19 protein-coding genes are annotated in these 20,551 nt (G+C 65.3%); 8 read left to right on the forward strand and 11 right to left on the reverse strand.

The annotated features are described in order from the left end of the window. Positions 1 to 36: 36 nt before the first annotated feature. The 4 genes from Q8Q53_RS15310 to Q8Q53_RS15325 are packed head-to-tail and all read right to left on the reverse strand — an operon-like array spanning position 37 to position 4,004. Entirely contained in the window at positions 37 to 762 is a 726-nt protein-coding gene (locus Q8Q53_RS15310) for an alpha/beta fold hydrolase (protein WP_305702651.1), read from the reverse strand. A gap of 1 nt (position 763) precedes the next feature. Next, on the reverse strand, positions 764 to 1,705 hold the full coding sequence (locus Q8Q53_RS15315; RefSeq protein WP_305702652.1) for a D-isomer specific 2-hydroxyacid dehydrogenase family protein: 942 nt from the start codon (positions 1,703 to 1,705) through the stop codon (positions 764 to 766). Then, a complete protein-coding gene (gene eno, locus Q8Q53_RS15320; RefSeq protein ID WP_305702653.1) occupies positions 1,702 to 3,003 on the reverse strand; it encodes a phosphopyruvate hydratase in 1,302 nt (433 codons plus the stop codon). The genes Q8Q53_RS15315 and eno overlap by 4 nt, the downstream gene beginning before the upstream one ends. Continuing rightward, positions 3,000 to 4,004 (reverse strand): phosphotransferase family protein, encoded by a 1,005-nt coding sequence (locus tag Q8Q53_RS15325; RefSeq protein WP_305702654.1) that lies wholly within the window; start codon positions 4,002 to 4,004, stop codon positions 3,000 to 3,002. Before Q8Q53_RS15325 ends, eno begins: the two co-directional genes overlap by 4 nt. 126 nt (positions 4,005 to 4,130) lie before the next feature. Between Q8Q53_RS15325 and Q8Q53_RS15330 the strand changes: the two genes are divergently transcribed. Further along, positions 4,131 to 5,267: an alpha/beta hydrolase gene (locus Q8Q53_RS15330; RefSeq protein ID WP_305702655.1), complete on the forward strand. Its 1,137-nt coding sequence runs from the start codon at positions 4,131 to 4,133 to the stop codon at positions 5,265 to 5,267. Between the two features lie 35 nt (positions 5,268 to 5,302). Here Q8Q53_RS15330 and Q8Q53_RS15335 read toward each other — a convergent pair whose 3' ends face one another. Both Q8Q53_RS15335 and leuD read right to left on the reverse strand, forming a co-directional pair. Beyond that, positions 5,303 to 5,800, reverse strand: coding sequence for a DUF3237 domain-containing protein (locus Q8Q53_RS15335; RefSeq protein WP_305702656.1), 498 nt, complete (start codon positions 5,798 to 5,800; stop codon positions 5,303 to 5,305). Next, the gene (gene leuD, locus Q8Q53_RS15340) at positions 5,797 to 6,429 is read right to left on the reverse strand and encodes a 3-isopropylmalate dehydratase small subunit (RefSeq protein ID WP_305702657.1); all 633 of its coding nucleotides are present in this window, start codon (positions 6,427 to 6,429) and stop codon (positions 5,797 to 5,799) included. The genes Q8Q53_RS15335 and leuD overlap by 4 nt, the downstream gene beginning before the upstream one ends. Before the next feature lie 174 nt (positions 6,430 to 6,603). On the opposite strand from leuD, the gene Q8Q53_RS15345 reads away from it, so the two are divergent. From Q8Q53_RS15345 to Q8Q53_RS15365, 5 genes are all read left to right on the forward strand, one after another. Beyond that, the gene (locus Q8Q53_RS15345) at positions 6,604 to 7,101 is read left to right on the forward strand and encodes a MarR family winged helix-turn-helix transcriptional regulator (RefSeq protein WP_305702658.1); all 498 of its coding nucleotides are present in this window, start codon (positions 6,604 to 6,606) and stop codon (positions 7,099 to 7,101) included. A gap of 72 nt (positions 7,102 to 7,173) precedes the next feature. After that, positions 7,174 to 8,622, forward strand: coding sequence for a 3-isopropylmalate dehydratase large subunit (leuC, locus tag Q8Q53_RS15350; protein ID WP_305702659.1), 1,449 nt, complete (start codon positions 7,174 to 7,176; stop codon positions 8,620 to 8,622). A 220-nt stretch (positions 8,623 to 8,842) separates the two neighbouring features. Next, the gene (locus Q8Q53_RS15355) at positions 8,843 to 11,209 is read left to right on the forward strand and encodes a TonB-dependent receptor (RefSeq protein ID WP_305702660.1); all 2,367 of its coding nucleotides are present in this window, start codon (positions 8,843 to 8,845) and stop codon (positions 11,207 to 11,209) included. A 66-nt stretch (positions 11,210 to 11,275) separates the two neighbouring features. Then, positions 11,276 to 11,656, forward strand: coding sequence for a nuclear transport factor 2 family protein (locus Q8Q53_RS15360; protein WP_305702661.1), 381 nt, complete (start codon positions 11,276 to 11,278; stop codon positions 11,654 to 11,656). 30 nt (positions 11,657 to 11,686) lie between these two features. Then, on the forward strand, positions 11,687 to 12,334 hold the full coding sequence (locus Q8Q53_RS15365; protein ID WP_305702662.1) for a carboxymuconolactone decarboxylase family protein: 648 nt from the start codon (positions 11,687 to 11,689) through the stop codon (positions 12,332 to 12,334). Between the two features lie 77 nt (positions 12,335 to 12,411). Here Q8Q53_RS15365 and Q8Q53_RS15370 read toward each other — a convergent pair whose 3' ends face one another. Continuing rightward, positions 12,412 to 12,981, reverse strand: coding sequence for a VOC family protein (locus Q8Q53_RS15370; protein WP_305702663.1), 570 nt, complete (start codon positions 12,979 to 12,981; stop codon positions 12,412 to 12,414). 173 nt (positions 12,982 to 13,154) lie between these two features. Here Q8Q53_RS15370 and Q8Q53_RS15375 point away from each other — a divergent pair, with 173 nt between their 5' ends. Beyond that, positions 13,155 to 14,696 carry an AMP-binding protein gene (locus Q8Q53_RS15375; protein WP_305702664.1) on the forward strand — a complete coding sequence of 514 codons (1,542 nt, stop codon included), beginning with the start codon at positions 13,155 to 13,157 and terminating at the stop codon, positions 14,694 to 14,696. Positions 14,697 to 14,748: 52 nt separating this feature from the next. Here Q8Q53_RS15375 and Q8Q53_RS15380 read toward each other — a convergent pair whose 3' ends face one another. Genes Q8Q53_RS15380 through Q8Q53_RS15395 form a run of 4 tightly spaced genes read right to left on the reverse strand, consistent with a single transcriptional unit; the run spans position 14,749 to position 19,048 of the window. Next, positions 14,749 to 15,939 carry a CaiB/BaiF CoA-transferase family protein gene (locus Q8Q53_RS15380; protein WP_305702665.1) on the reverse strand — a complete coding sequence of 397 codons (1,191 nt, stop codon included), beginning with the start codon at positions 15,937 to 15,939 and terminating at the stop codon, positions 14,749 to 14,751. Further along, entirely contained in the window at positions 15,929 to 16,849 is a 921-nt protein-coding gene (locus tag Q8Q53_RS15385) for a hydroxymethylglutaryl-CoA lyase (protein WP_305702666.1), read from the reverse strand. Before Q8Q53_RS15385 ends, Q8Q53_RS15380 begins: the two co-directional genes overlap by 11 nt. 28 nt (positions 16,850 to 16,877) lie before the next feature. After that, complete coding sequence (locus Q8Q53_RS15390) at positions 16,878 to 17,870, reverse strand: ABC transporter substrate-binding protein (protein WP_305702667.1); 993 nt, start codon at positions 17,868 to 17,870, stop codon at positions 16,878 to 16,880. Continuing rightward, positions 17,867 to 19,048, reverse strand: a complete 1,182-nt coding sequence (locus Q8Q53_RS15395; protein ID WP_305702668.1) for a Gfo/Idh/MocA family protein — start codon at positions 19,046 to 19,048, stop codon at positions 17,867 to 17,869. Before Q8Q53_RS15395 ends, Q8Q53_RS15390 begins: the two co-directional genes overlap by 4 nt. A 229-nt stretch (positions 19,049 to 19,277) precedes the next feature. On the opposite strand from Q8Q53_RS15395, the gene Q8Q53_RS15400 reads away from it, so the two are divergent. Then, the gene (locus Q8Q53_RS15400) at positions 19,278 to 20,513 is read left to right on the forward strand and encodes a Rieske 2Fe-2S domain-containing protein (RefSeq protein ID WP_305702669.1); all 1,236 of its coding nucleotides are present in this window, start codon (positions 19,278 to 19,280) and stop codon (positions 20,511 to 20,513) included. Positions 20,514 to 20,551: the final 38 nt, after the last annotated feature.

The following is a 20,551-nucleotide window of genomic DNA, read 5'->3' on the forward strand; positions in this document are numbered from 1 at the left end:
GAGCTGCTGCGCGGCCGGCATTTCTCCGACTTCCCGTTATCGGCTGATCGCGCCGTGCCCGAGCCACCCGGCCAGCAGTTTGCTGGCCGTGGCCGGCTTTTCCAGCGTTACCAGATGGCCGCAATCCTCGATCACGGTCAGGCGGCAGCCGGGAATCGCGGCCAGCATTTCGTGCTGGTGCGCTTCGGTGGCGATGCCGTCCTGACGGCCCCAGACCAGCAGCGTCGGGCAGGGAATCGCGGCCAGGCCGGGGCGGCTGTCAGGGCGGGTCATGATCGCGCGTTGCTGGCGCAGGAAGCGCTCGGCTCCGGTCTCGCGCGCCATGCGGCGGACAATGCCGAGCAGCATTTCATCTTCGCGCCGGGCCGGGTGGAGCAGGATCGGCACGCGCTCCTCAACCACCTGATCGAACCGGCCCGCTTCAACCAGCCGGATGTAACCCTGCCGCCGCTCGGTCTGCGCGGGCAGGTCGGCGGGGGCAAGCGTGCTGAACAGCACCAGGCTGCGCACCCGCTGCGGCGCGCGGCGCAGCACTTCAAACGCCACGAATCCGCCCATCGCGTGTGTGACCAGATCGAACCGGTCAGGCATTTCCGCCAGCAGTCGCGCAGCCATGCCGCCGATGGTGTCATCGCGGCCATGATCGGCAATACGCAGGTCATAGTCGCTGCTCAGCGCCTCGATCTGCGGTGTCCAGCAGGCGGCGGTAAGGAGTTGGCCGGATGCGAGGACGACGGCAGGGCGCTGGCGTGCATCGGTCATGTCAGGCCACCCGGTGCAGCAGGTCGGCACCCTGCGCGACCCGGCGGGCGTTCTCGAATGCCACGATCATGCTGCGGCGCAGCGTTTCCTGCGTGATCCAGGCGACGTGCGGCGTAACCAGCACGTTGGGCAGGGCGAACAGCGGATTGTCGGCGGACGCGGGTTCGGCGCCGAATACGTCAAGCCCCGCGCCGGCCAGCATGCCGCTGGTCAGCGCGGCGTGGAGCGCGGCTTCGTCCACCAGCCCGCCGCGCGCGGTGTTCACCAGCACCGCACCGGGCTTCATGGCCGCCAGCGCGGCGCTGTCGATGATCCGTTCGGTCGCGCCGGTCAGCGGGACATGCAGCGACAGGATGTCGCTGTGGGTGAGCAATTCCGCGAACGACACCGCTACCCCCGGCAGGTCCGGCTTGGGACTGTTCGCCGTGTAGATCACCCGCGCGCCCAGCGCGATCAGCGCCGGAGCCAGCAACTGCGGGATTGCGCCATAGCCCAGGAAGCCCACGGTGCGTCCGCCGATCTCACCCACGCGGTCCACCAGCGCCGCATCGGGGTGCCAGCCGTTCCCGGCGCGGGTCAGCGGATCAAGATAGGCCAACTGGCGCAGCGCACCCAGCATCAGCCCCATCGTCAGTTCGGCCACGGCCTGGCTGTTGGTGCCGGGCATGTTGCACACCGCAATCCCGCGCGCGCGGGCCGCGTCCAGATCGATCGTGTTCACCCCCACGCCGATCTTCTGGATCAGCTTCAACTGCGGGGCCGCGTCCATCATCTGCGCGGTCACCGGTTTCAGCACGTGCAGCAGCACCGCCGCATCGGCGATTTCGCGCATGAACGCGGCTGCGTCATCCTCATCGACGATGGCGACGGCTACCGCCCCCCGGCTCTGTTCGATGATCGCGGCGAAGCCTGGGCTGGCGCGATACTGGAGGACGGCTTTCATCGCGCCAGTTTGGCCCGCACAGCCGCCGGGAAGGCGTCGATCCCGGCATAGCTGGCAGCGCTGCCGAGCTGCTCCTCGATCCGCAGCAGTTCATTCCATTTTGCCATGCGTTCCGACCTTGCAAACGATCCGACCTTGATCTGCCCTGCGTCCCAGCCGACTGCAAGGTGCGCGATGCTGACATCTTCGGTTTCGCCGCTGCGGGCTGAAACAATCGTGGCCCAGCCTGCATTGCGCGCGGCGGTCAGCGCGGCGGCGGCTTCGCTGACGGTGCCGATCTGGTTGACCTTGATCAGTGCGGCGTTGCACGCCCCGCCTGCCAGTGCCCGTTCCACCCGGGCGGCATTGGTGACAAGGAAATCATCGCCGATGATCTGGATTTCATCGCCCAGCAGCGCGGTCGCGCGGGCCATACCGGCCATGTCGTCCTGTCCGACCGGGTCTTCGATCGAGATCAGCGGATATTTTCGCACCCACTGCGCCACCCGGTCGACCATCTCGTCCGTGGTGAGCGTGCGGTTATCGAGCGGCAAGCGATAGCCATCGCCCGCGCTCAGTTCGTTCGCGGCGATGTCGAGCGAGATGTAGACGTCCTCTCCGCCCCGATAGCCGGCGCGTTCGATCGCGCGGGTCAGGAACACCAGGGCCTGTTCGTTCGAGGTGAAGTTGGGCCACCATCCGCCTTCGTCAGCGGTTCCGGCCAGCAGTCCGGCCTCTTCCATCAATGCGCCCGCCGCGCGGTAGACATCGGCGGTCATTTCCAGCGCGCGGACCATCGATCCGGCGCGCGGGCACATCACCATGAAGTCCTGCACATCGGTGCGCCGTCCGGCATGCGCCCCGCCGCCGAAAATCTGGATTTCGGGCAGCGGCAGGCGCACCGGCCTGTCCTGCGCCAGCCAGCGCCAGGTCGGCTCGCCCGCGGCGGCGGCGGCGGCGTGGAGCACTGCGAGCGAAACGGCGACGGTCGCGTTCGCGCCCAGCCGCGCCTTGTTCGGTGTGCCGTCCAGTTCGCAGAGCGCGGCGTCGACTGCTGCCTGATCGGCAGCGTCCAGGCCGGTCAGGCGCGGGGCGATCTCGGCGCGCGTCTGGGCCACTGCGTTCGCCACGCCCATCCCGGCAAGGTGCGTGCCGCCATCGCGCAAGTCGATTGCCTCATGCGCGCCGCGCGATGCCCCGGCCGGAGCGCTCGCGCGGCCCAGCGCGCCGCCCGCCAGTTCGACTTCGGCTTCGACGGTGGGGCGGCCGCGCGAATCCCAGATGGCGCGGGCGTGAACCTTGGTGATCGTGGTCTTCATGGATGTCCTGTCAGTTGGCGCCAGTGGTCGCCAAACCCGGCAAGCGTGGTCGGCGGGGTTTGCAGAAGCTCTCGGGCGGCGCGGCGCACCCGGTCCCGATCCGCTTCGGCGGTGAGGTATTCGACGGGTGAGCGGCCATCGATCCGCGCCAGCAGGATCGCCGCCAGCAGCGCGATCGTGCGCTGCTCGATCCCGGTGCGCAGCGCGGGCGCGGTCCGGCCCAGATAAGCGCTGTGCAACGCGGCAAAAGCGGCATCGGTTTGCGGCTGCCACTGCGGATGCCAGATCCCTTTCAGCAGCAGGTGCGTGGCGCAGAACGCCAGGTCGAAGGCGGGATCGCCGTACCACGCGCATTCGGCGTCGATCAGCACCGGTCCCGCCCGGCCGCACAGGATGTTCTTTGGGCTGACGTCGCCGTGAACCAGCGCGTCGCGCGTCGCGAGTGTCTGCCTGGCGATCCCTTCCAGCACGTCCGCCAGATCGGGATGCGCGCGCGCGGTGTGGAGCAGGTAGGGCTCGATCCGCAGCGCCGTGAACAGGGCGTCTGTGGGGAAGCGTTCGGCCATGGCCGGATCGGCGCGGGTTGCCGTGTGGATCGCGGCGAGCGCGTGGCCGACTGCGGCGGCGAACCCCGGATCGATCCGGCCGGCCGCCAGTTCCGCCTTCCACACCGGGTTATCCTCGGGCGGGAACCAGTCCATGAAAAATACATGTTCGTCCGCCAGTTCGGCAATCACGCGCGGCACAGTCAGCCCGGCGGCGCGGGCGACGGCCAACCACTCCACTTCGTAGTGCGAACGGTCGACAGGCGCCTCCCAGACCGTCGCCACCCGCAGCCGGGGCAGCGCGCGCTTGGCGCAAAGCGTGCCTGCGGCCGTATCGATCCGGAACACGTCGCACGATACCCCGCCGGACAGGGCGGTGATGACCGGAAGCTCTCCGGCAGCAAGCAGGCCTGCGCGGCGCAAACATTCGGCAATGGCGGCGTGATTCTCGCTCATGGTCACTCACTTAGATGACTAAGCATTAGCCTGCGCAGGCCCCTCAATCAACCCTTGCTGTAGTTAATTAGAATGCTATGCATTAGGCGTATCGGCCGCTTGAGCCGCACCGCGCGAGGATCTGCCATGTTCGATGACACGCCATTGAAAGCGACCGTTGACCACCGCTTCGTCAGCTCCGCATCGCCCACCGCCCCCCGGATCATGGCCGGTGGCAATCCGTGCCAGGGGATCTACTGGACGCCCAAAGGCACCCCGCGTCCGAAAGTGGCGCTGATCGCGACCCACTACAACGTCGATTTTGCCGAGCACTATATGGCCCCCTATATTGCCGCGCGGGGGTTCGGGTTCCTCGGCTGGAACACGCGCTATCGCGGGTTTGAGGACCAGTTCCTGCTGGAGCACGCGATTCTCGACATTCTGGTCGGGATGCGCTGGCTGAAGGAAGTGGCCGGGGTCGAACAGATCGTGCTTCTGGGCAATTCGGGCGGTGGCTCGCTGATGGGGGCCTATCAGGGTGAGGCAATCGCCGCGACGCTGGCGGGCGAACTCAGCGGGGCGGGGGCGGAGGCTTATGCTTCGCTGATTCCGGCGCAGCTTTACATTTCGCTCAACGCCCATGTCGGCCGCCCCGAAGTCCTGACCGACTGGATGGATGCCTCGGTCGCGGACGAGACGGACCCGGTGCCGACAATTGCCGAGCTTGATCCGTTCAATCCGGACAATGGGCCGCCCTATTCATCCGAATTCGTGGCAAAATATCGCGCCGCGCAGCGCGCCCGCAACCAGCGCATCACCGATTGGGCCAGGACCGAACTCGCGCGGCTCAACGCGGCGGGAGTGCCGGACCGGCTGTTCCCGATGTTCCGCTGCTGGGGTGACTTGCGCTGCATCGATCCCACGCTCGACCCGTCGGACCGGCTGCCCAACATGTGTTATCGCGGCGATCCGAAAATCGCCAACAAGACGCCCAGCATCGGGCGGGTCAACACGATCAGGACCTGGCTGTCGATGTGGAGCCTGGAAACGTCGAAGTGCCAGGGCGCACCGCACCTCGCAAAATTCCAGCTGCCCGCGCTGGTGATCCAGGGCACGGGCGATACCGGGGTGTTCCCCAGCGATGCCACCCGGATCTTCGACGCGGTCGGATCGGCCGACAAGCAGATCGAACTGATCCCCGGCGCGCATTATTTCGAGGATTCCCCCGCGCATCGCAATGTGGCGGCGGACCTGATCGCCGACTGGATCCGCGCGAAACTCTGACCCCGCCGCCCGACCGAGCGGCGCGGCCCGGAACGCTACCCGATAGCGTAGATGAAGTGGCGGATGCCCCATGGCATGCGGTGGCCGATGCCGACCGCCAGGATGCCGTTGAGCCAGCCATAGCGTTGGTCCGCAACTTCGAACACGGGGGCGATCCGGATGTAGTACTGCCCTGGATCGACATCGTTCCGGCCCGCACGGAATGCCGCGCCGACGTCCGGCGGGATCGCGGTGCGGCCGGTATAAGTGACATAGATCATCGCGCCGTCATCGGTCTGCCAGATCGCGCGGGCATCGAACGTGCCGACGGCGTTGCCATCGGGCGCGGTCCCGGCCATCGACCAGTTGCCGCCGCCGGGCAGAATCGCACCGCGCAGCCGGTCCCCGGCGAATGAACCGCCGGTGACATAGCCGACGCGCCGTTCGGCCCACGGCGATTGGCCAAGCGACATGATCGCGCCTTCCACGTGAAAATCGGCAGTGCAGAGCGGCGTGCCGAGCAAATGCGGCCAGTCAGCGTTGGGCGTGGTCATCGGGCGGGCCCCTCAAGGCGGTGTTCAAACGCGGCAATTTCGGCTTCGAACTTCAGGGTCCGGGCGATTTCGTCGAGCGGGCGAGTGGCATAGTCTTCATGGCCCGACGCAAACGCGAAAGCATGTTCACGGGCATCAGGCGTAACGATCACGCGGCGGGCCAGGTTGATCTCCAGCGGTTCGCCACGCTGGCAGGCAGCGGCGATGTCCTCATGGCCGGACAGCGGCGAAATCAGGGTGATCCCGTTACGGCGGCAATTTTCGCGGAAGAGGTCGCCAAAGCTCCCGGCAATCACGCACCGGATGCCGAAGTCCGCCAGCGCCCATGGGGCGTGTTCACGGGATGAACCGCAGCCAAAGTTTTCCCCCGCCAGCAAAATCGCGGCCCGATCCCACGGCGGCTGGTTCAGCACGAAATCGGCCCGCGGACTGCCATCGGGGTGATAGCGCCAGTTGCGAAACAAATGCTGGCCAAGCCCGAACCGCGAAATCGTGGTCATGTAGCGGGCCGGAATGATCTGGTCGGTATCGATATTGGCCTGTGCCAGACACGCGGCGAAACCGCCGATCCGGTCGGGCGTGGTGTGGCGAGGCGGTTGCGTCGCGGTGGTTGCGGGGGGATCAATCATACCTTGTACCTTGCTTCACCAGGCAGAATAGTTACATATCTAAGCAAATCAAGCAGGCAGGGCCAAAGCCCCGGTGGTGTGGGATATGAACGACCAACATGATCGGTTATGCTTGCTGCAAATCACCCCGGTATCGGCGTCGGTGCGGGGCATGCTTATGTGGATTTCAGATCGATGACTGTCGCAACCCAACCTCGCGTTTCTGAATTTTATGCCAAACCTGAAAGCAGCCTGGGCTATCTTTGTCGAATTGGCTTTCGCAATTTCTCGCGCGTGCTGGAAAAGCGGACCTTGCCGATGGGGGTAACGGCGGGGCAGTGGCGCTTCTTGCGCGTGCTGTGGGCCGAAGACGGTCTCAGTCAGCGCGAACTCAGCCGCCGGGTCGGAATGCGCGAGCCGACGACGGTGGTTGCTCTGAAAAGTCTTGAGAAAAGTGGTTATATCCGGCGCGTACCCAATACCGTCGACCGGCGCATCACCAATGTATTCGTGACGCAATCCGCGCGTGATCTGGAATTGAAGCTGCTGCCTTTTGTGGCCGAGGTCAACGACATGGCGATCGCCGGGTTAAGCCAGGCCGAGGTTGATCAGCTGCGCACGTTGCTGTGCCATGTGATCGACAATCTGCAGGATGAGGCCGACAGCGTGATGCGCCGCGCAGGTCCGGAATAGCGCAGGCCCGGAAACTTGCCAACGTCGGGCAAACGATATACTTAGCCATCTAAGTGTATTGGAGAGCTGCCCATGACGTTGCCGCAGACCGGCTTGCAGGCCGCTGCACTGACCCTGCATGACAAGCTGTGGAACGCCCATCTGGTCGCGATGGATGGCGATGAGGCGATCCTGTATGTCGACTTGCACTTGCTGCACGAGGCAACCACGCCGCAGGCGTTCGAAGGGTTGCGGCTGGCGGGGCGCACCGTCCGCCAACCGTCGCGGGTGCTGGCGCTGGCGGACCACAGCGTGCCAACGCACGGGCAATCGAACGGCGTTGGAGCGGTCCGCGATGCTGCCGCGCGGCTCCAGTTGCAGACACTCGCCGCCAACGTGGCCGAATTCGGGATCGAAAGCTTTGCGCTGGGCGATGCCCGCAACGGCATTGTCCACGTGGTCGCGCCGGAACAGGGGCGCACCCAGCCGGGCATGACAATTGCCTGCGGTGACAGCCATACGTCGACCCACGGAGCGTTTGGCGCGCTGGCGTTCGGGATCGGCACCAGCGATGTCGAACACGTGCTGGCCACCCAAACCTTGCGCCGCAAACGCCCGCGCAGCTTGCGTGTCACGCTGGATGGTGCGCTGCGGCCGGGGATCACGGCCAAAGATATCGCGCTGCATGTGGTGCGCGAACTGGGGCAGGCCGGGGCAACCGGGTTTGGCATCGAATTCGCCGGACCAGCGGTGCGCGCGCTGTCGATGGAAGCGCGGATGACGCTGTGCAACATGAGCATCGAGGCCGGTGCGCCGTGTTCGCTGATCGCGCCCGACGCGGTGACGCTGGCTTATCTGGAAGGCCGCCCGGCGGCCCCGCGCGGTGCGGCATGGCAGGCGGCAACCGCGCGCTGGCTGGCGCTGACGTCCGATCCCGGCGCAGTCTTCGACCGCGAAGTGGTGATCGACGTGGGCCAGATCGAGCCATTGGTCAGTTGGGGGACCAGCCCGGCGCAGACGCTGGGGATTGGCGGGGTGGTGCCCGATCCCGCCGCCAGCACCGATCCGCGCGAACAGGCGCAGATCGCCCGTGCGCTTGAATACATGGGCCTCACGCCCGGCCAGCCGTTGCTGGGGCTGGGGATCGACCGGGTGTTCATCGGATCGTGTACCAACGCCCGGATCGACGATTTGCGTGCGGCTGCTGCCGTGGTGCGCGGGCGGCGGGTGGCGGCGACGGTGCGCGCGCAGGTCGTGCCGGGATCGGGGCTGGTCAAGGCGCAGGCCGAAGCGGAGGGGCTGGATCAGGACTTTCTGGCCGCCGGCTTCGAATGGCGCGAACCGGGGTGCTCGCTCTGTGCAGCGATGAACGATGACCGGCTGGAACCGGGTGAACGCTGCGCTTCGACCTCCAACCGCAATTTCGAAAACCGGCAGGGCACGGGCGGACGCACCCACCTGATGAGCCCGGCGATGGCAGCCGCCGCCGCGATCGCGGGCCGGATTGTGGATGTGCGTGCGCTTTGGCCCGGTGTTGATTGAGATCGGTGCTGACCCAGTGCCAGCGGATTGGCCGACTGTGGCGCTTCGGCAACGGCTGTCGTCAATGTTATTGACGCATGCCGCACGCACCAAGCATCCGCTGGACAAGCCTGATTGCTTGCCATACCAAGTCATGTAATTAGAGTGCTAAGCATCGGCGACACTGAAGGATCGCGGAGTATAGGGGCCCCTGTCCTGCAGGGAGATGGAGGAGAGCCAAATGGGTAAGGTTGAATTGCGCCGGTTCCTGTCGGGAGCAGCGGCGATCGCAATTTGTGGTGCCTGGGCACCGGCCGCATTCGCGCAAAGTGGAGCAGTCAGCGCTACTGACGAAGCGGACGACCGCGACGAGATCGTCGTTACTGCGCGTTTCAAGAAGGAAACCTTGCAGGATGTGCCGCAGGCGATTTCCGCGTTCAGCGAAGCCAAGCTCGATCGGCAGGCCGCCCGCAATCTCAGCGATCTGGCGCCGTCCACGCCCAACGTGAACATCCAGCCGGTGGCAACGTTCCCCAACTCGGCCGCGATCCACATTCGCGGGCTGGGTGCCCAGGGGATCGAATCGACCGAGGAAAGCCCGGTTGGCGTATCGATTGACGGGGTATTCGTGACGCGCCCGGTGGCGACCTTGCTCGACACGTTCGACATGGAACGGGTGGAAATCCTGCGCGGCCCGCAAGGCACCTCGTTCGGCAAGAACTCGCTGGCGGGGGGGATTTCAGCCTTCTCGAAAAACCCCGACATGAATGGCGGAGTCCAGGCCGAAGCAACCATCGGCAACTATGGCCGTCTCGACGTGAAAGGCGCGGTCGATCTGCCGCTGGTCCGCGATCAGCTGGCGGTGCGGCTGGTGGTCAACAAGCAGACCGCGAACGGGTATTTCACCAACCGCGTGAACGGCGACGATGTCGGCGGTCAGGACAAGCTGACCTTGCGCGGCACGATCCTGTTCACGCCATCAGACGCGCTGACCGTCAACCTCAAGGGGTTCCTCGTCAAGGACCGGTCGAGCGCCCCAGGCGGCGATTCCGCGCCGGACCGGACCAAGCTGCATTACCTGATCTTCGGCTTCGAAGAACCGAACGATGGCCCTTATACCATCGGGCGTGACTTCCCCAGCCTGCACGAATCCGACCAGTGGGGCCTGATCGGCAAGGTTGAGGCGGACCTGGGTTCGGTGGTCGCGACGTCGGTCACCGGTTACATCAAGACCGACGATTTCAACGACAGTGATTTCGACGGTTCGGAAATCAACTTTTTCCCGACCTTCCGGTTGCAGACCCACAAGCAGTTCAGCCAGGAACTGCGGCTGGCGACCGACTTTTCGGACCGCGACGATGCACTCAGCCGGCTTAGCCTCGTGGTCGGGGGCTATTACCTCAACCAGAGTTTCAAGCTGACCCAGGCGTTCCCGACCCTGCCGGTGCTGGTGGCCCCGTCGCTCAACTTTGGCAGCCAGGACTATGTCCAGCAGTCCAACACCGCCAAGGCGCTGTTCGCGCAATTGATCTATGGCGTCACCGACAAGCTGAACGTGACGCTGGGCGTGCGCCAGAGCTGGGAGCAAAAGGACTTTTTCCGCGATCCGACCGGCACGCTGATTTCGCCGTCGCGGTTCTCGTCGCGCGAATTCGTGAAGTCGCTGGCCGAGATGGAGCAGATCGCCAACACCAACTTTACCGCGAACAAGGCGTTCAAGAATGCCTATTCGCGTAACCGCGCGACGTTCAAGGCCGGAATCGACTACAAGTTCAATCCCGATCTGATGGCCTATGCGATCTATAACCAGGGCTACAAGGGCGGCGGCTATGGCGCGCGCGCGGCCACGCTGACCACGGCCGGGCCGACCGAGGACAACACCTCGGAACTGTGGGAAGCCGGGTTCAAGGGCGATTTCCTGAACGGGATGCTGCGGGTCAACCTTGCGGGCTTCGTCACCAGGTTCAAGAAGCTTGAATTCGGCGTGTTCTTCCCCAACCCGAACGTTGCGTCGGGTCAGGAAACCGCATCGCAGAACATCGGCGCGGCGACCACCAAGGGGGTTGAGCTGGAACTCGCGCTGCGTCCGGTATCAAACCTGAACCTGGGCGTGAACATCGGTTATCTGGACAGCAAATACACCGATTTCTGCGCCGACCTGAACGGGCCGCAGTCCTATGCCACCGCGCCGACGTCGGCCTGCGGGGGCAAAGTCACGCTGCTGCCTAACGGCACCTATCTGCGCGATGAGGATTACCGTTACCTCAAGCTGGTGCGCGCGCCCAAGTGGCAGGCCAACTTTACCGCAGAATACACCATCCCGCTGGGCAGTTCGGGCGACCTGACCGCGCGCGGTTCGGTGCTGTACAAGAGCACGTATTATAACACCGTCACCAACGATGCGGCCGGGATCGCGGGCGATTATACGCTGGTCGACGCCTCGCTCGGCTGGACCAGCGCAGACAGCCGGTTCCGCGTCCAGTTGTGGGGCAAGAACCTGACCAACAAGACCTATGTGGCGGCGCTGACGCCGACCGCGCAGTTCTTCATCCAGCGCTTCTACAGCCCGCCGCGCACGTATGGCGTGACGCTCGGCGCGAAGTTCTGATCCGCTCGCACGCCGCCGGTCGCCTCCCTCGACTGGCGGCGTGCTCCATTCCAGCAGGAGGAGCGCATGCAGGACATTCTCGATCTGGCCGACCGGTTCTTTGCCGCTGTCGAAGCCGGAGACATTGAAACGGTGCGCGACTGCTATGACGCGCGCGCGGCGATCTGGCACAACACCGACGACCTGGAACAGACCCGCGACGAAAATCTCGCCACGCTGCGCGGAATGGCCTTGCGGATCAGCGACCGGCGCTATGAAGTGTTGCAGCGCGAGGTGTTTCCCGGCGGATTTGTGCAGCGCCATAACCTGCATGGCACCCGCCAGGATGGCGTGCGGCTGACGCTCCACGCCTGCATCCTGTGCAAGGTTGAAAATGGCCGGATCACCCGGCTGGACGAGTATTTCGATTCGGCGCAGGTTGCCGAATTCCGCAAGTTTGCGAACTGAACCAAACAGAATTGACCAAGGGAGAGTGCGATGCCCGTTCTGCGCCAGGTGCCGAAATCGGAAGTCACGGCCGAAGTGGTCCAGCGCTATTACCAGCGGCTGTTCGGGGACCGCGATCCGGTGGCCGAACCCGGCACCGCCACGGGAACGCCGGGGGATTGGTGGACGGTCTTCGCGCTTGCGCCCGACATCTTCCAGCACGCTGTCGATGGCTTTGCGGTCTATCGCCACCCGGCCCGCAAGATCGATCCGGTGCTGCGCGAACTCGGCCAGACCCGCGCGGGCTGGGTGAAGGGCAGTCAGTTCGTGTTCTCACAGCACTGCAAATCGCTGCGCGGGCTGGGTGTGGCCGATGAAAAAATTGCTGCGATCCCGCACTGGACCGTGTCGGACGTGTTTGACGATCACGAACGCGCCGTGCTGGCCTATGCCGATTGCCTGACTGCGGGCGATGGCCGCGTGCCGGACGAAGTGTTCACCAAGCTCAAGACGTTCTGGGATGACGAACAGATTTTCGAATATACCTACATCACCTGCCTCTATGCGATGCACGCGGTGATGACCCGGGCGTTGCAGCTGGAATACGACAACCGCACGGACCCCATCGTCGAAGTGGCCGCACCCGCAGGGTTCAACGCCGCCGATTTCCTCAGCCCGGCGGCCACGCAGAACCGCTGATAATTCGGTCACACACAAAAACGCCGCCCTCATCGCATGAGGGCGGCGTTTATTGTGTCCGGACCGGACGCCTGAATTCAGGCGGCAGTGTGCAGGTCCGCCTCGGTCATCGGGCGCTGGGCCGGGTCGACATCGCTCGCGTTCAGCGAGCGGGTCCATGCCGCCAGTTCGAGGCAGACCCCGTCCGGATCGAAGAAATAGACCGAGCGTACGAACACCCGGTCATTCAGCGTTTCGCTGACCTGGGTCGGAGAATCATCGTGGTTCGAGACCGGCGAGATGTCGATGCCCTTGGCGCGCAGCTTCTCGACATATTCGTCGAACTTTTCGGGCGATACGTCGAACGCGATGTGGTTCATCGAACCTTGTGCCGAAATGAAGCTGCCCCGGCGCGGCAGCTGCGCGGGTGAGGAAATGCCGGGGACGGCATCGGGCGAATTCGGGAACCAGAAGAACGCCAGCGAATCGCCGTTGCCGCAATCGAAGAAGTAATGCTGGCCCATGCCGCCCGGCAGGTCGATCGTCTTGGTCAGCGGCATGCCCAGGATATCGCGGTAGAATTCCACCGTCTTGGCCATGTCGCGGCAGACCAGCGCCAGATGGTTGACCCCGCGAAATTCGAATTCCGTGTTCTTTGCCTGTGCCATTGTCGACTCTCCTCAACCTGTGCATCACACTTTACCGATGCCTTTGGTATATGCATAGATATCTAATTAAAAGCTGTCAAATTCGTTGACCATGTTGCATCGCTGCAAGGCCCATGGTCAACGGGGAAAAGGCGCGGGTTAACGCGGCGACAGCGGACTTTGGGAGAGCGGGTATGAACAATCAGGCAAGCATGCGGTCGGTGCGGGACATTCCGGCGCTGCAGGCGCAGCGGCTGGCGGATCGCCCGGCGGTCACTGTCGGCGGCGAGACTTTCAGCTATGCCGAGCTGGGCGCGCGCGCCGGGCGGGCCTGCGCCAATCTCGGCGCGCTGGGGTTGAAGGCGGGGCAGCGTACGGCGTGGCTGGGGATGAACAGCATTCAGTGGTTCGACACCGGGTTCGGCGCGGCGCTGGCCGATGGCTGTTTCCTGCCGATCAACTACCGGCTGAGCGTGACCGAGATCGCCTATATCCTTGACCATTCGCAGGCCCCGCTGCTGGTCGTGTCCGAAGACTTGCTGGCGCTGGCGCAGGAGGCTTGCGCGCAAGTTGCCGCGCCGCCGCAGATTGTTACCGCCGGGTTCGACCGGCCGGGCCACCCCCGGATCGACCGCGGCGAGCTGCGGCCGGCCGCGCTGCCGGAGGGGCCGGGGGGTGATATCCTGCAACTTTACACCAGCGGCACCACCGGGCGGCCCAAGGGCGCGTGCCTGTCGGATGCGAACTATGCCGCTTTCCTGGTCGCTTCGCGGCAGATCCCGGGGTTTGATTATGACGCGGCGGACACCGTGCTGATCGCGGTGCCGATTTTCCATGTCGCGGGCTTCAACGTCGTGATGGCCTCGCTTGCTGCGGGCAGCCACGTGATCGTCCACCGGGAATTCGAAGCGGGTGAGGTCATGGCGACAATCGCCCGTGATGGCGTGACCCGGACGTTCCTGGTACCCGCGATGATCAACGCGCTGCTCCATTCGGGCAGCACTGCCGATGTCAGTTCGATGCGGTCGATCGGCTATGGGGCCTCGCCGATCAGCGAGGCGGTGCTGACCGGCGCGCAGGCGCGGTTTGGCTGCGATTTCGTGCAGTACTACGGGATGACCGAATCAGCTGGCGGCGGGTCTTACCTCGCTCCGCAGGACCACCATGGCGCGCTGCTGCGGTCCTGCGGGAAGCCGTGGGCCGGGCTGGAAATGGCGATCCTCGGGCCGGACGGTTTGCCGCTGCCGGATGGGATGGTGGGCGAAATCGCAATCCGGGGGGCGATGCTCACCACCGGCTACTGGCGCAATCCCGAAGCCACCGCCGACGCGATCCGCAATGGCTGGCTGCACACCGGCGATGCGGGCATCCGCGATGCCGCGGGCTTTTATTTCGTGCAGGACCGGGTCAAGGACATGATCGTGTCAGGCGGCGAAAACATCTATCCGGCCGAAGTGGAAAACGCGCTCGCCGGCTGCCCCGGGGTGGTCGAAGTCGCGGTGATCGGCATTCCGTCGGAGCGCTGGGGCGAAGAGGTCAAGGCAATCGTCGTCACCGGGCCGGAAGCGCCCAGCGCGCAAGCCGTGATCGACTGGGCGCGGGACCGGATTGCAGCCTACAAGTTACCCAAGACAGTCGAGTTCATTCCCGCCCTGCCGCGCAACGCATCGGGCAAGGTGCTGAAGCGCGAACTGCGCGCGCCCTACTGGGAAGGCCGCGACCGTTCGGTGTCATGACGCCGATGCCCCGCCGGGCCAGTCGGTCACAGCCGGGCCAGTCGGCGGACGCTCAGATCGCGCCCGCTTCCTTCAGACTGGCCAGCTGCGCGGGGTCCATCCCCAGCAATTCGGCATAGACCGCCGCGTTATCCTCGCCGGGGATGACCGGCGCGGCCTTGCGGATGCGGCTGGGGGTGCCGGACAGCAACGGGAAGCAGTTCTGCATCTTCACCGGCCCCCAACGCCCGGTTTCGACCGCCACGATCGCCGCTCGCGCGTCGATGTGCGGATCGTTCAGCAAGTCGGGCGCGCGATAGACCCGGCCGGCGGGGACACTGGCGGCGACCATCAGCGCTTCGAGTTCGGCCACGCCGAACCCGCGCGTCCAGTCCGCGATCAGGTCGTCCAGTTGGGCCTGGTGCTCGCCGCGGGCGACATGGGTGGCATAGCGCGGATCGCTGGCCAGTTCGGGCTGCCCCATGACCTGGGCGAGCCGGGCGAACAGTTCATCCTTGTTCGCGCCGATCATCAGGTCGCCGTCGCTGCACGGATAGACATTGGACGGGGCGATGCCCGGCAGGATCGAGCCGGACCGTTCGCGCACCTCGCCCGAAATGTCCGCTTCCGACACGAGGCTTTCCATGACCTGCAGCACCGATTCATACAGCGCGGCATCGATCACCTGCCCTTTGCCCGTGCGGGTGCGGGCCTGAAGCGCAGCCAGAATGCCCATGCAGGCATAAGTCGCGGTCAGGGTGTCGCCAATCGACACGCCCATCCGCGCGGGCGGGCGATCGGGTTCACCGACGATATAGCGCCAGCCGCCCATCGCCTCGCCAATCCCGCCGAACCCGGCGCGGCCCGAATAGGGGCCGGTCTGGCCATAGCCTGAAATCCGGGCGATGATCAGCCGCGGATTGATTGCCAGCAGCTTGTCGGGTGACAGCCCCCACTTTTCCAGCGTGCCGGGCTTGAAGTTCTCGATCAGCACGTCGGCATCGCGGACCAGTTCGCGGACCAGTTCCTGCCCGGCGGGGATGCGCAAGTTGGCGGTGACCGAGCGCTTGTTGCGGCCGATCACTTCCCACCACAGCTTGTTGGCCCCGCGCCCCCATTGCCGCATCGGATCGCCGGTGCCGGGCGGTTCGACCTTGATGACATCAGCCCCCATATCGCCCAGCAGCTGGCCGCAGAATGGCCCGGCAATCAGTTGCCCCAGTTCGATTACGCGCAAACCGGCGAGCGCGCCTTCAGCAGTCATGGTCTGAAACCTTTTCAACGGATGGCGGAAAATCGGGGGCATCGCCGACGCGGGTCGGCATCGGCTTGCCCAGGTGGCCGGACAGCCATGCCGAGGTGGCGGCAAGGTCGGCGGCAGCGCGGCCGGTGGCGATCCCGGACCGGCTGAGCAGGTAGTGTACATCCTCGGTCGCGACATTGCCTGCCGCGCCCGGTGCAAACGGGCAGCCGCCCAGCCCGCCAATGGAACTGTCGATCATTGTCGCGCCCGCTTCGACTGCCGCCCAAACGTTGGCGATGCCGGTGCCGCGCGTGTCGTGGAAGTGCGCCCGGACCGGGATCGGTGCGACGGCCTGGCGCACCGCCGTGACCAGCTGGCTGACGTGCGCCGGAACCGCCACGCCGATGGTGTCAGCCAGGGCAATCTCGCGCGGGTTGCCTGCGGCCAGACTGCGGGCGATGTCGATCACCCGGTCAGCAGACACTTCGCCTTCAAACGGGCAGCCGAATGCCACTGCGATGGTCACCTGCGCACGCCGTCCGGCGGCGGCGGCCAGGCGCAGGATCGCCAGCGCGGTATCGACCGTGGCTGCGCTGTCCTGGCCCTGGTTGCGGATGCCGAAGCTGTCGCTGGCCACGCACACCGCGCCCAGTTCGTCGATCCCGCTGGCGATGGCGCGCTCGGCTCCGCGCTGGTTGAGCACCAATCCGATTCGCACCGCATCGCAAACGCCCAGCCCCGCGATCACAGCCTCGGCATCGGCCATCTGCGGCACGCGGCGCGGATTGACGAAGCTGGCGATTTCCAGCCGCCGCGCTCCGCCCGCGATCAGTTTGCGGATCAGTTCTACTTTGGTTTCGGTCGGCAGGATGACGCTGTCGTTCTGAAGCCCGTCACGCGGGCCAACTTCGATCAATTCGACGGAACTCATGAAGTGGGCTCTCCGGTCCGGTGCTGGTTCAGATCACGTATTCGGCAAATGTCTCGGGCGCAAAAAGCTCGTCAATCGCAAGCTGACGTGGCGAGAGGCCCTGTTCGTGGTGGTAGCGCGTGAAGGTTTCCAGCACCGCCCGGTTGGCATCCACGCCGTAAGGCCACCAGTCCTCGCCCATTGTCGTGGTGGTCTGCTCCAGCATGGCGATCTGCCATGGCAGCATTGTCTTGAGCGAGGCCGAGCTGCGCAGTTCGGCCTGTGCCAACGCTTTCGCCTGGGCGAAGGCCTTTAACAGCGAACGGGCGATCCAGCGGTTACGGTCATAGATATCGCGGCGCAGCGCGATCACGTGCATGATCGGGAAAATCCCGGTCTTGCCGAAATAGCGTTGCTCTTCCGCCACGAAATCCGGGAACAGCCGCCGGACGGCGCCCGGCTCGGAATAGAACGTGCTGGGCGCACGGGCAGTATAGAGCGCGTCGATTTCGCCATCGGCCAGCATCCGCGCCAGCGTCTGGCCGGGGCCGATCGGGCTGAGCCGGAACCGTTCCGGCAGGTTCAGCTTCAGCTTTTCCGCGCGGCCCGGGGTCTCCTCCCCTCCGCTGAAATAGTGGACCGAGGCCGGCTCGATCCCGAATTCGTCCTGCAGGATGCCGCGAATCCAGACCGGGGCGGTCATCTGGTATTCGGGCACCCCGATCCGCTTGCCAACCAGATCGGCGGGGGTGGTGATGCCGGATTGCGCCGATACGAAAATGCACGAATGGCGGAAGAACCGTGACGGAAACACCGGCAGCGCCACGAAGTCCGTTCCGCCCCGGCCCAGTCCGACGCAATAGGACGACAGCGACATTTCCGCCGCGTCGAATTCGCGGTGGCGCAACATCCGGAAGAACGTTTCCTCGACATCCAGCACAATGGTGTTGAGGTCGATCCCTTCGGGCGAAACGCGCCCGTCGGTCAGCGCGGCGGTGCGGTCATAGTTCCAGCAGGCCAAGGTCAGCGGTAGTTTACTCATGCGGCCTGGCCCTCCGGCTCGATCGTGATTTCGCGCCGCTCACGGCCCGACCGGGCAAGTGCGAGGCAGGCTTTGACCGTGTCGATGCCCCACGCCCCGGCTTGCGGCGGCAGACCACGGCCCAGACAGGCATCGGCAAATGCCGCCACGGCGTTGTACTGCGCGGCAGGTGGCGGCGGCAGGGCGGTGAAACTGCGCGCGCTGTCGCTGTAAGTCCAGACGCCATCGGGGACGATCCGCAGGTCGGCGCGTTCGCAACTGACCAGTACCAGCCCGAACTGTTCGTTGGCGATTGGCGGCGGAGGCGTGCTGGAGTCCGCGCCGCCATATGCCCGCGAAAGCTTGGCCGCGGCTTCGTCAGCGGGAGCCAATGCGGCAATCCGGCGGCGGGCGTTGCCGTGCGCTGCGGCATCCTTGGGCTGCCCGAATTCGCCGGTCCACCCTTGCAGTTCATCGCTGTCGAACCGGGCATAGCCGCTGTAGGTCAGCGTTGCGGCACAGCCGTTCGCAAAGTCCAGCAGTGCGGCATAGGCCCCTTCGCTGGGCCGCGCGGCATCCCAATCGCCGGTCACGGCGCGCACGCTGCGCAGCGCACTGCCAGCCAGCAGCCGGACAACGTCGATTTGGTGGGCGGCCTGGCTCAGCATCACCCCGCCGCCTTGCGCGGGGTCGAGTTCTTCAGGACGGCGCGGGCGATAGAGGAAATCGGTATAGTTGAGCGCGGTGATCAGGCGCGGTGCGCCCAGTGCGCCTTCGGCGATCCGCGCGGCGGCGTGGCGGACCGGTGTGTCGAAACTGTGGCTCGGCCCGGTTATCAGCACGGTTCCGGCCAGCGCGGCGGCGCGCGCCATCGCGCGGCAATCGTCCAGGCTGATCGCCATCGGCTTTTCGACCAGCACGTGCTTGCCCGCCTGCGCCGCTGCGATCGCCTGCGCGGCGTGGAACTGATGCGGCGCGGCGATATAGACCGCGTCGATGGCCGGATCGGCCAGCAAGTCCTGCCAATCGGCATAAGTGCGCGCACCGAACTCTGCGGCAAACCGCGCCCTTGCCGGATCGCGCGGATCGGCGGCGGCCACCAGCCTGATTTCAGGATGCGCGGCCAGGGCGGGCAGGGCCAGCACCAGCCCCCGGCCCAGGCCGATCACCCCCAGATTGATGTTTCCGCCAACTGTCATGCTCAACCCCAATCAGCTCCTCGCCGCTGCGATACCTGCCAGATCAGGCCTGGTCGATTCCTTCGGCCTTGCCGCAGCAATGTGCCTTGATCATGCTATTACTTAGATATAGAAGCAATTTCAACTCGGCTTTGTAAGGTCGGGAAAATTGGGTGGTTCAGGAAGGGCCGTGGGACGCATGACGCCGCAGCACAATGATACGCTATGCCGGGTAGAAGGCAGTGTGCCGATGGGCTCATTGATGCGCCGCTACTGGCTTCCCGCCTGCATGAGCGAGGACGTGGCGGAGCCGGACGGGGCGCCCCGCAAAGCCCGGCTGCTGGGGGAAAACCTGGTGGTGTTTCGCGATACGCAGGGGCGGGTCGGCGTGCTGGACGAACTGTGTCCGCACCGCCGCGCCTCGCTCGTCTATGGCCGGAACGAGGAGTGCGGGCTGCGCTGCCTCTACCACGGCTGGAAGTTCGACGTGACCGGCGCGATTACCGAAATGCCGTCCGAACCGGTCGGCACGCCCTTGTCCGAAAAGATTGCGGCGCGGGCGTTTCCGGTGGTGGAGAGTGGCGGCTTCGTGTGGGTGTGGATGGGTGATCCGGACAACGTGACGCCATTCGATCCGCCGATCTGGGCGCAGGCGGCGGCAGGCAACATCAGCGTGGTCAAGGTCCATGCCGATTGCAACTGGGCGCAAGTGCTTGAAGGATCGATTGATTCGGCCCACAGTTCAAGCCTTCATTCAACCAACATGCCGTCGGCCGAAACCGTCGCCAGTTCAACCGCGACCAGTACGGCGTGGTTGCGGCCATCAGCGGACAAATCGCCGCGGCTGGACGTCCAGAAGCTCGATTTCGGCTTTCGCTATGCCGCGATCCGTACCCCGATCCACGATCCGGACTTGCGCGATTACATCCGCGTCACCGTGTTCCAGGCGCCGTTCACCGTTCACATCCCGCCGACCGACCGCTACCGGCTGAGCCAGATGCTGGTGCCGACCGATGACGAGAACACGATGTTCTACTGGATCGCGTGGCACACCGATCCGGCCAAGGGGATCGCGCAGGATGACTGGCGGCGATTCTGCGGGGCGGAAGTGGGCAAGGACGTGGCAGCCGTGACCTATCGCAAGGTTCGCAACGCCGCCAACGGATACCTGCAGGACCGCGCCGCAATGCGCGCCGGGGACTTCACCGGGATCTACGGTATTCCCGTGCAGGACATGGCAATGTGGGAATCGATGGGCCGGATCGCCGACCGCAGCGAGGACCGGCTGGGATCGAGCGACAAGGCCATCGTCACGTTTCGAACCATGATGCTGCGGGCCGCGCAGGCAGCGGGCGAAGGCGAGGATGCCTTGACCCCGCCGATCGCGCTGTCCGCACGGCTTGAACTGACGTCGTTCGAAGGGCTGGTCGACAAGGCCGATGATGGGGTCTGGCCCCGCATCGACCGGACCATGATGGCAACCTGATCCAGTCACAGAGTGCAGGCGCAAAGCGCCACTAACGG

This window comes from Novosphingobium sp. (genome assembly GCF_030699305.1).
Lineage (GTDB): Bacteria > Pseudomonadota > Alphaproteobacteria > Sphingomonadales > Sphingomonadaceae > Novosphingobium.

Bases quoted from the DNA above. Each gene is read 5' to 3' on its own strand.
- Q8Q53_RS15310 (WP_305702651.1), bottom strand. From the start codon at position 762: ATGACCGATGCACGCCAGCGCCCTGCCGTCGTCCTCGCATCCGGCCAA.
- Q8Q53_RS15315 (WP_305702652.1), bottom strand. From the start codon at position 1,705: ATGAAAGCCGTCCTCCAGTATCGCGCCAGCCCAGGCTTCGCCGCGATC.
- eno (WP_305702653.1), bottom strand. From the start codon at position 3,003: ATGAAGACCACGATCACCAAGGTTCACGCCCGCGCCATCTGGGATTCG.
- Q8Q53_RS15325 (WP_305702654.1), bottom strand. From the start codon at position 4,004: ATGAGCGAGAATCACGCCGCCATTGCCGAATGTTTGCGCCGCGCAGGC.
- Q8Q53_RS15330 (WP_305702655.1), top strand. From the start codon at position 4,131: ATGTTCGATGACACGCCATTGAAAGCGACCGTTGACCACCGCTTCGTC.
- Q8Q53_RS15335 (WP_305702656.1), bottom strand. From the start codon at position 5,800: ATGACCACGCCCAACGCTGACTGGCCGCATTTGCTCGGCACGCCGCTC.
- leuD (WP_305702657.1), bottom strand. From the start codon at position 6,429: ATGATTGATCCCCCCGCAACCACCGCGACGCAACCGCCTCGCCACACC.
- Q8Q53_RS15345 (WP_305702658.1), top strand. From the start codon at position 6,604: ATGACTGTCGCAACCCAACCTCGCGTTTCTGAATTTTATGCCAAACCT.
- leuC (WP_305702659.1), top strand. From the start codon at position 7,174: ATGACGTTGCCGCAGACCGGCTTGCAGGCCGCTGCACTGACCCTGCAT.
- Q8Q53_RS15355 (WP_305702660.1), top strand. From the start codon at position 8,843: ATGGGTAAGGTTGAATTGCGCCGGTTCCTGTCGGGAGCAGCGGCGATC.
- Q8Q53_RS15360 (WP_305702661.1), top strand. From the start codon at position 11,276: ATGCAGGACATTCTCGATCTGGCCGACCGGTTCTTTGCCGCTGTCGAA.
- Q8Q53_RS15365 (WP_305702662.1), top strand. From the start codon at position 11,687: ATGCCCGTTCTGCGCCAGGTGCCGAAATCGGAAGTCACGGCCGAAGTG.
- Q8Q53_RS15370 (WP_305702663.1), bottom strand. From the start codon at position 12,981: ATGGCACAGGCAAAGAACACGGAATTCGAATTTCGCGGGGTCAACCAT.
- Q8Q53_RS15375 (WP_305702664.1), top strand. From the start codon at position 13,155: ATGAACAATCAGGCAAGCATGCGGTCGGTGCGGGACATTCCGGCGCTG.
- Q8Q53_RS15380 (WP_305702665.1), bottom strand. From the start codon at position 15,939: ATGACTGCTGAAGGCGCGCTCGCCGGTTTGCGCGTAATCGAACTGGGG.
- Q8Q53_RS15385 (WP_305702666.1), bottom strand. From the start codon at position 16,849: ATGAGTTCCGTCGAATTGATCGAAGTTGGCCCGCGTGACGGGCTTCAG.
- Q8Q53_RS15390 (WP_305702667.1), bottom strand. From the start codon at position 17,870: ATGAGTAAACTACCGCTGACCTTGGCCTGCTGGAACTATGACCGCACC.
- Q8Q53_RS15395 (WP_305702668.1), bottom strand. From the start codon at position 19,048: ATGACAGTTGGCGGAAACATCAATCTGGGGGTGATCGGCCTGGGCCGG.
- Q8Q53_RS15400 (WP_305702669.1), top strand. From the start codon at position 19,278: ATGGGCTCATTGATGCGCCGCTACTGGCTTCCCGCCTGCATGAGCGAG.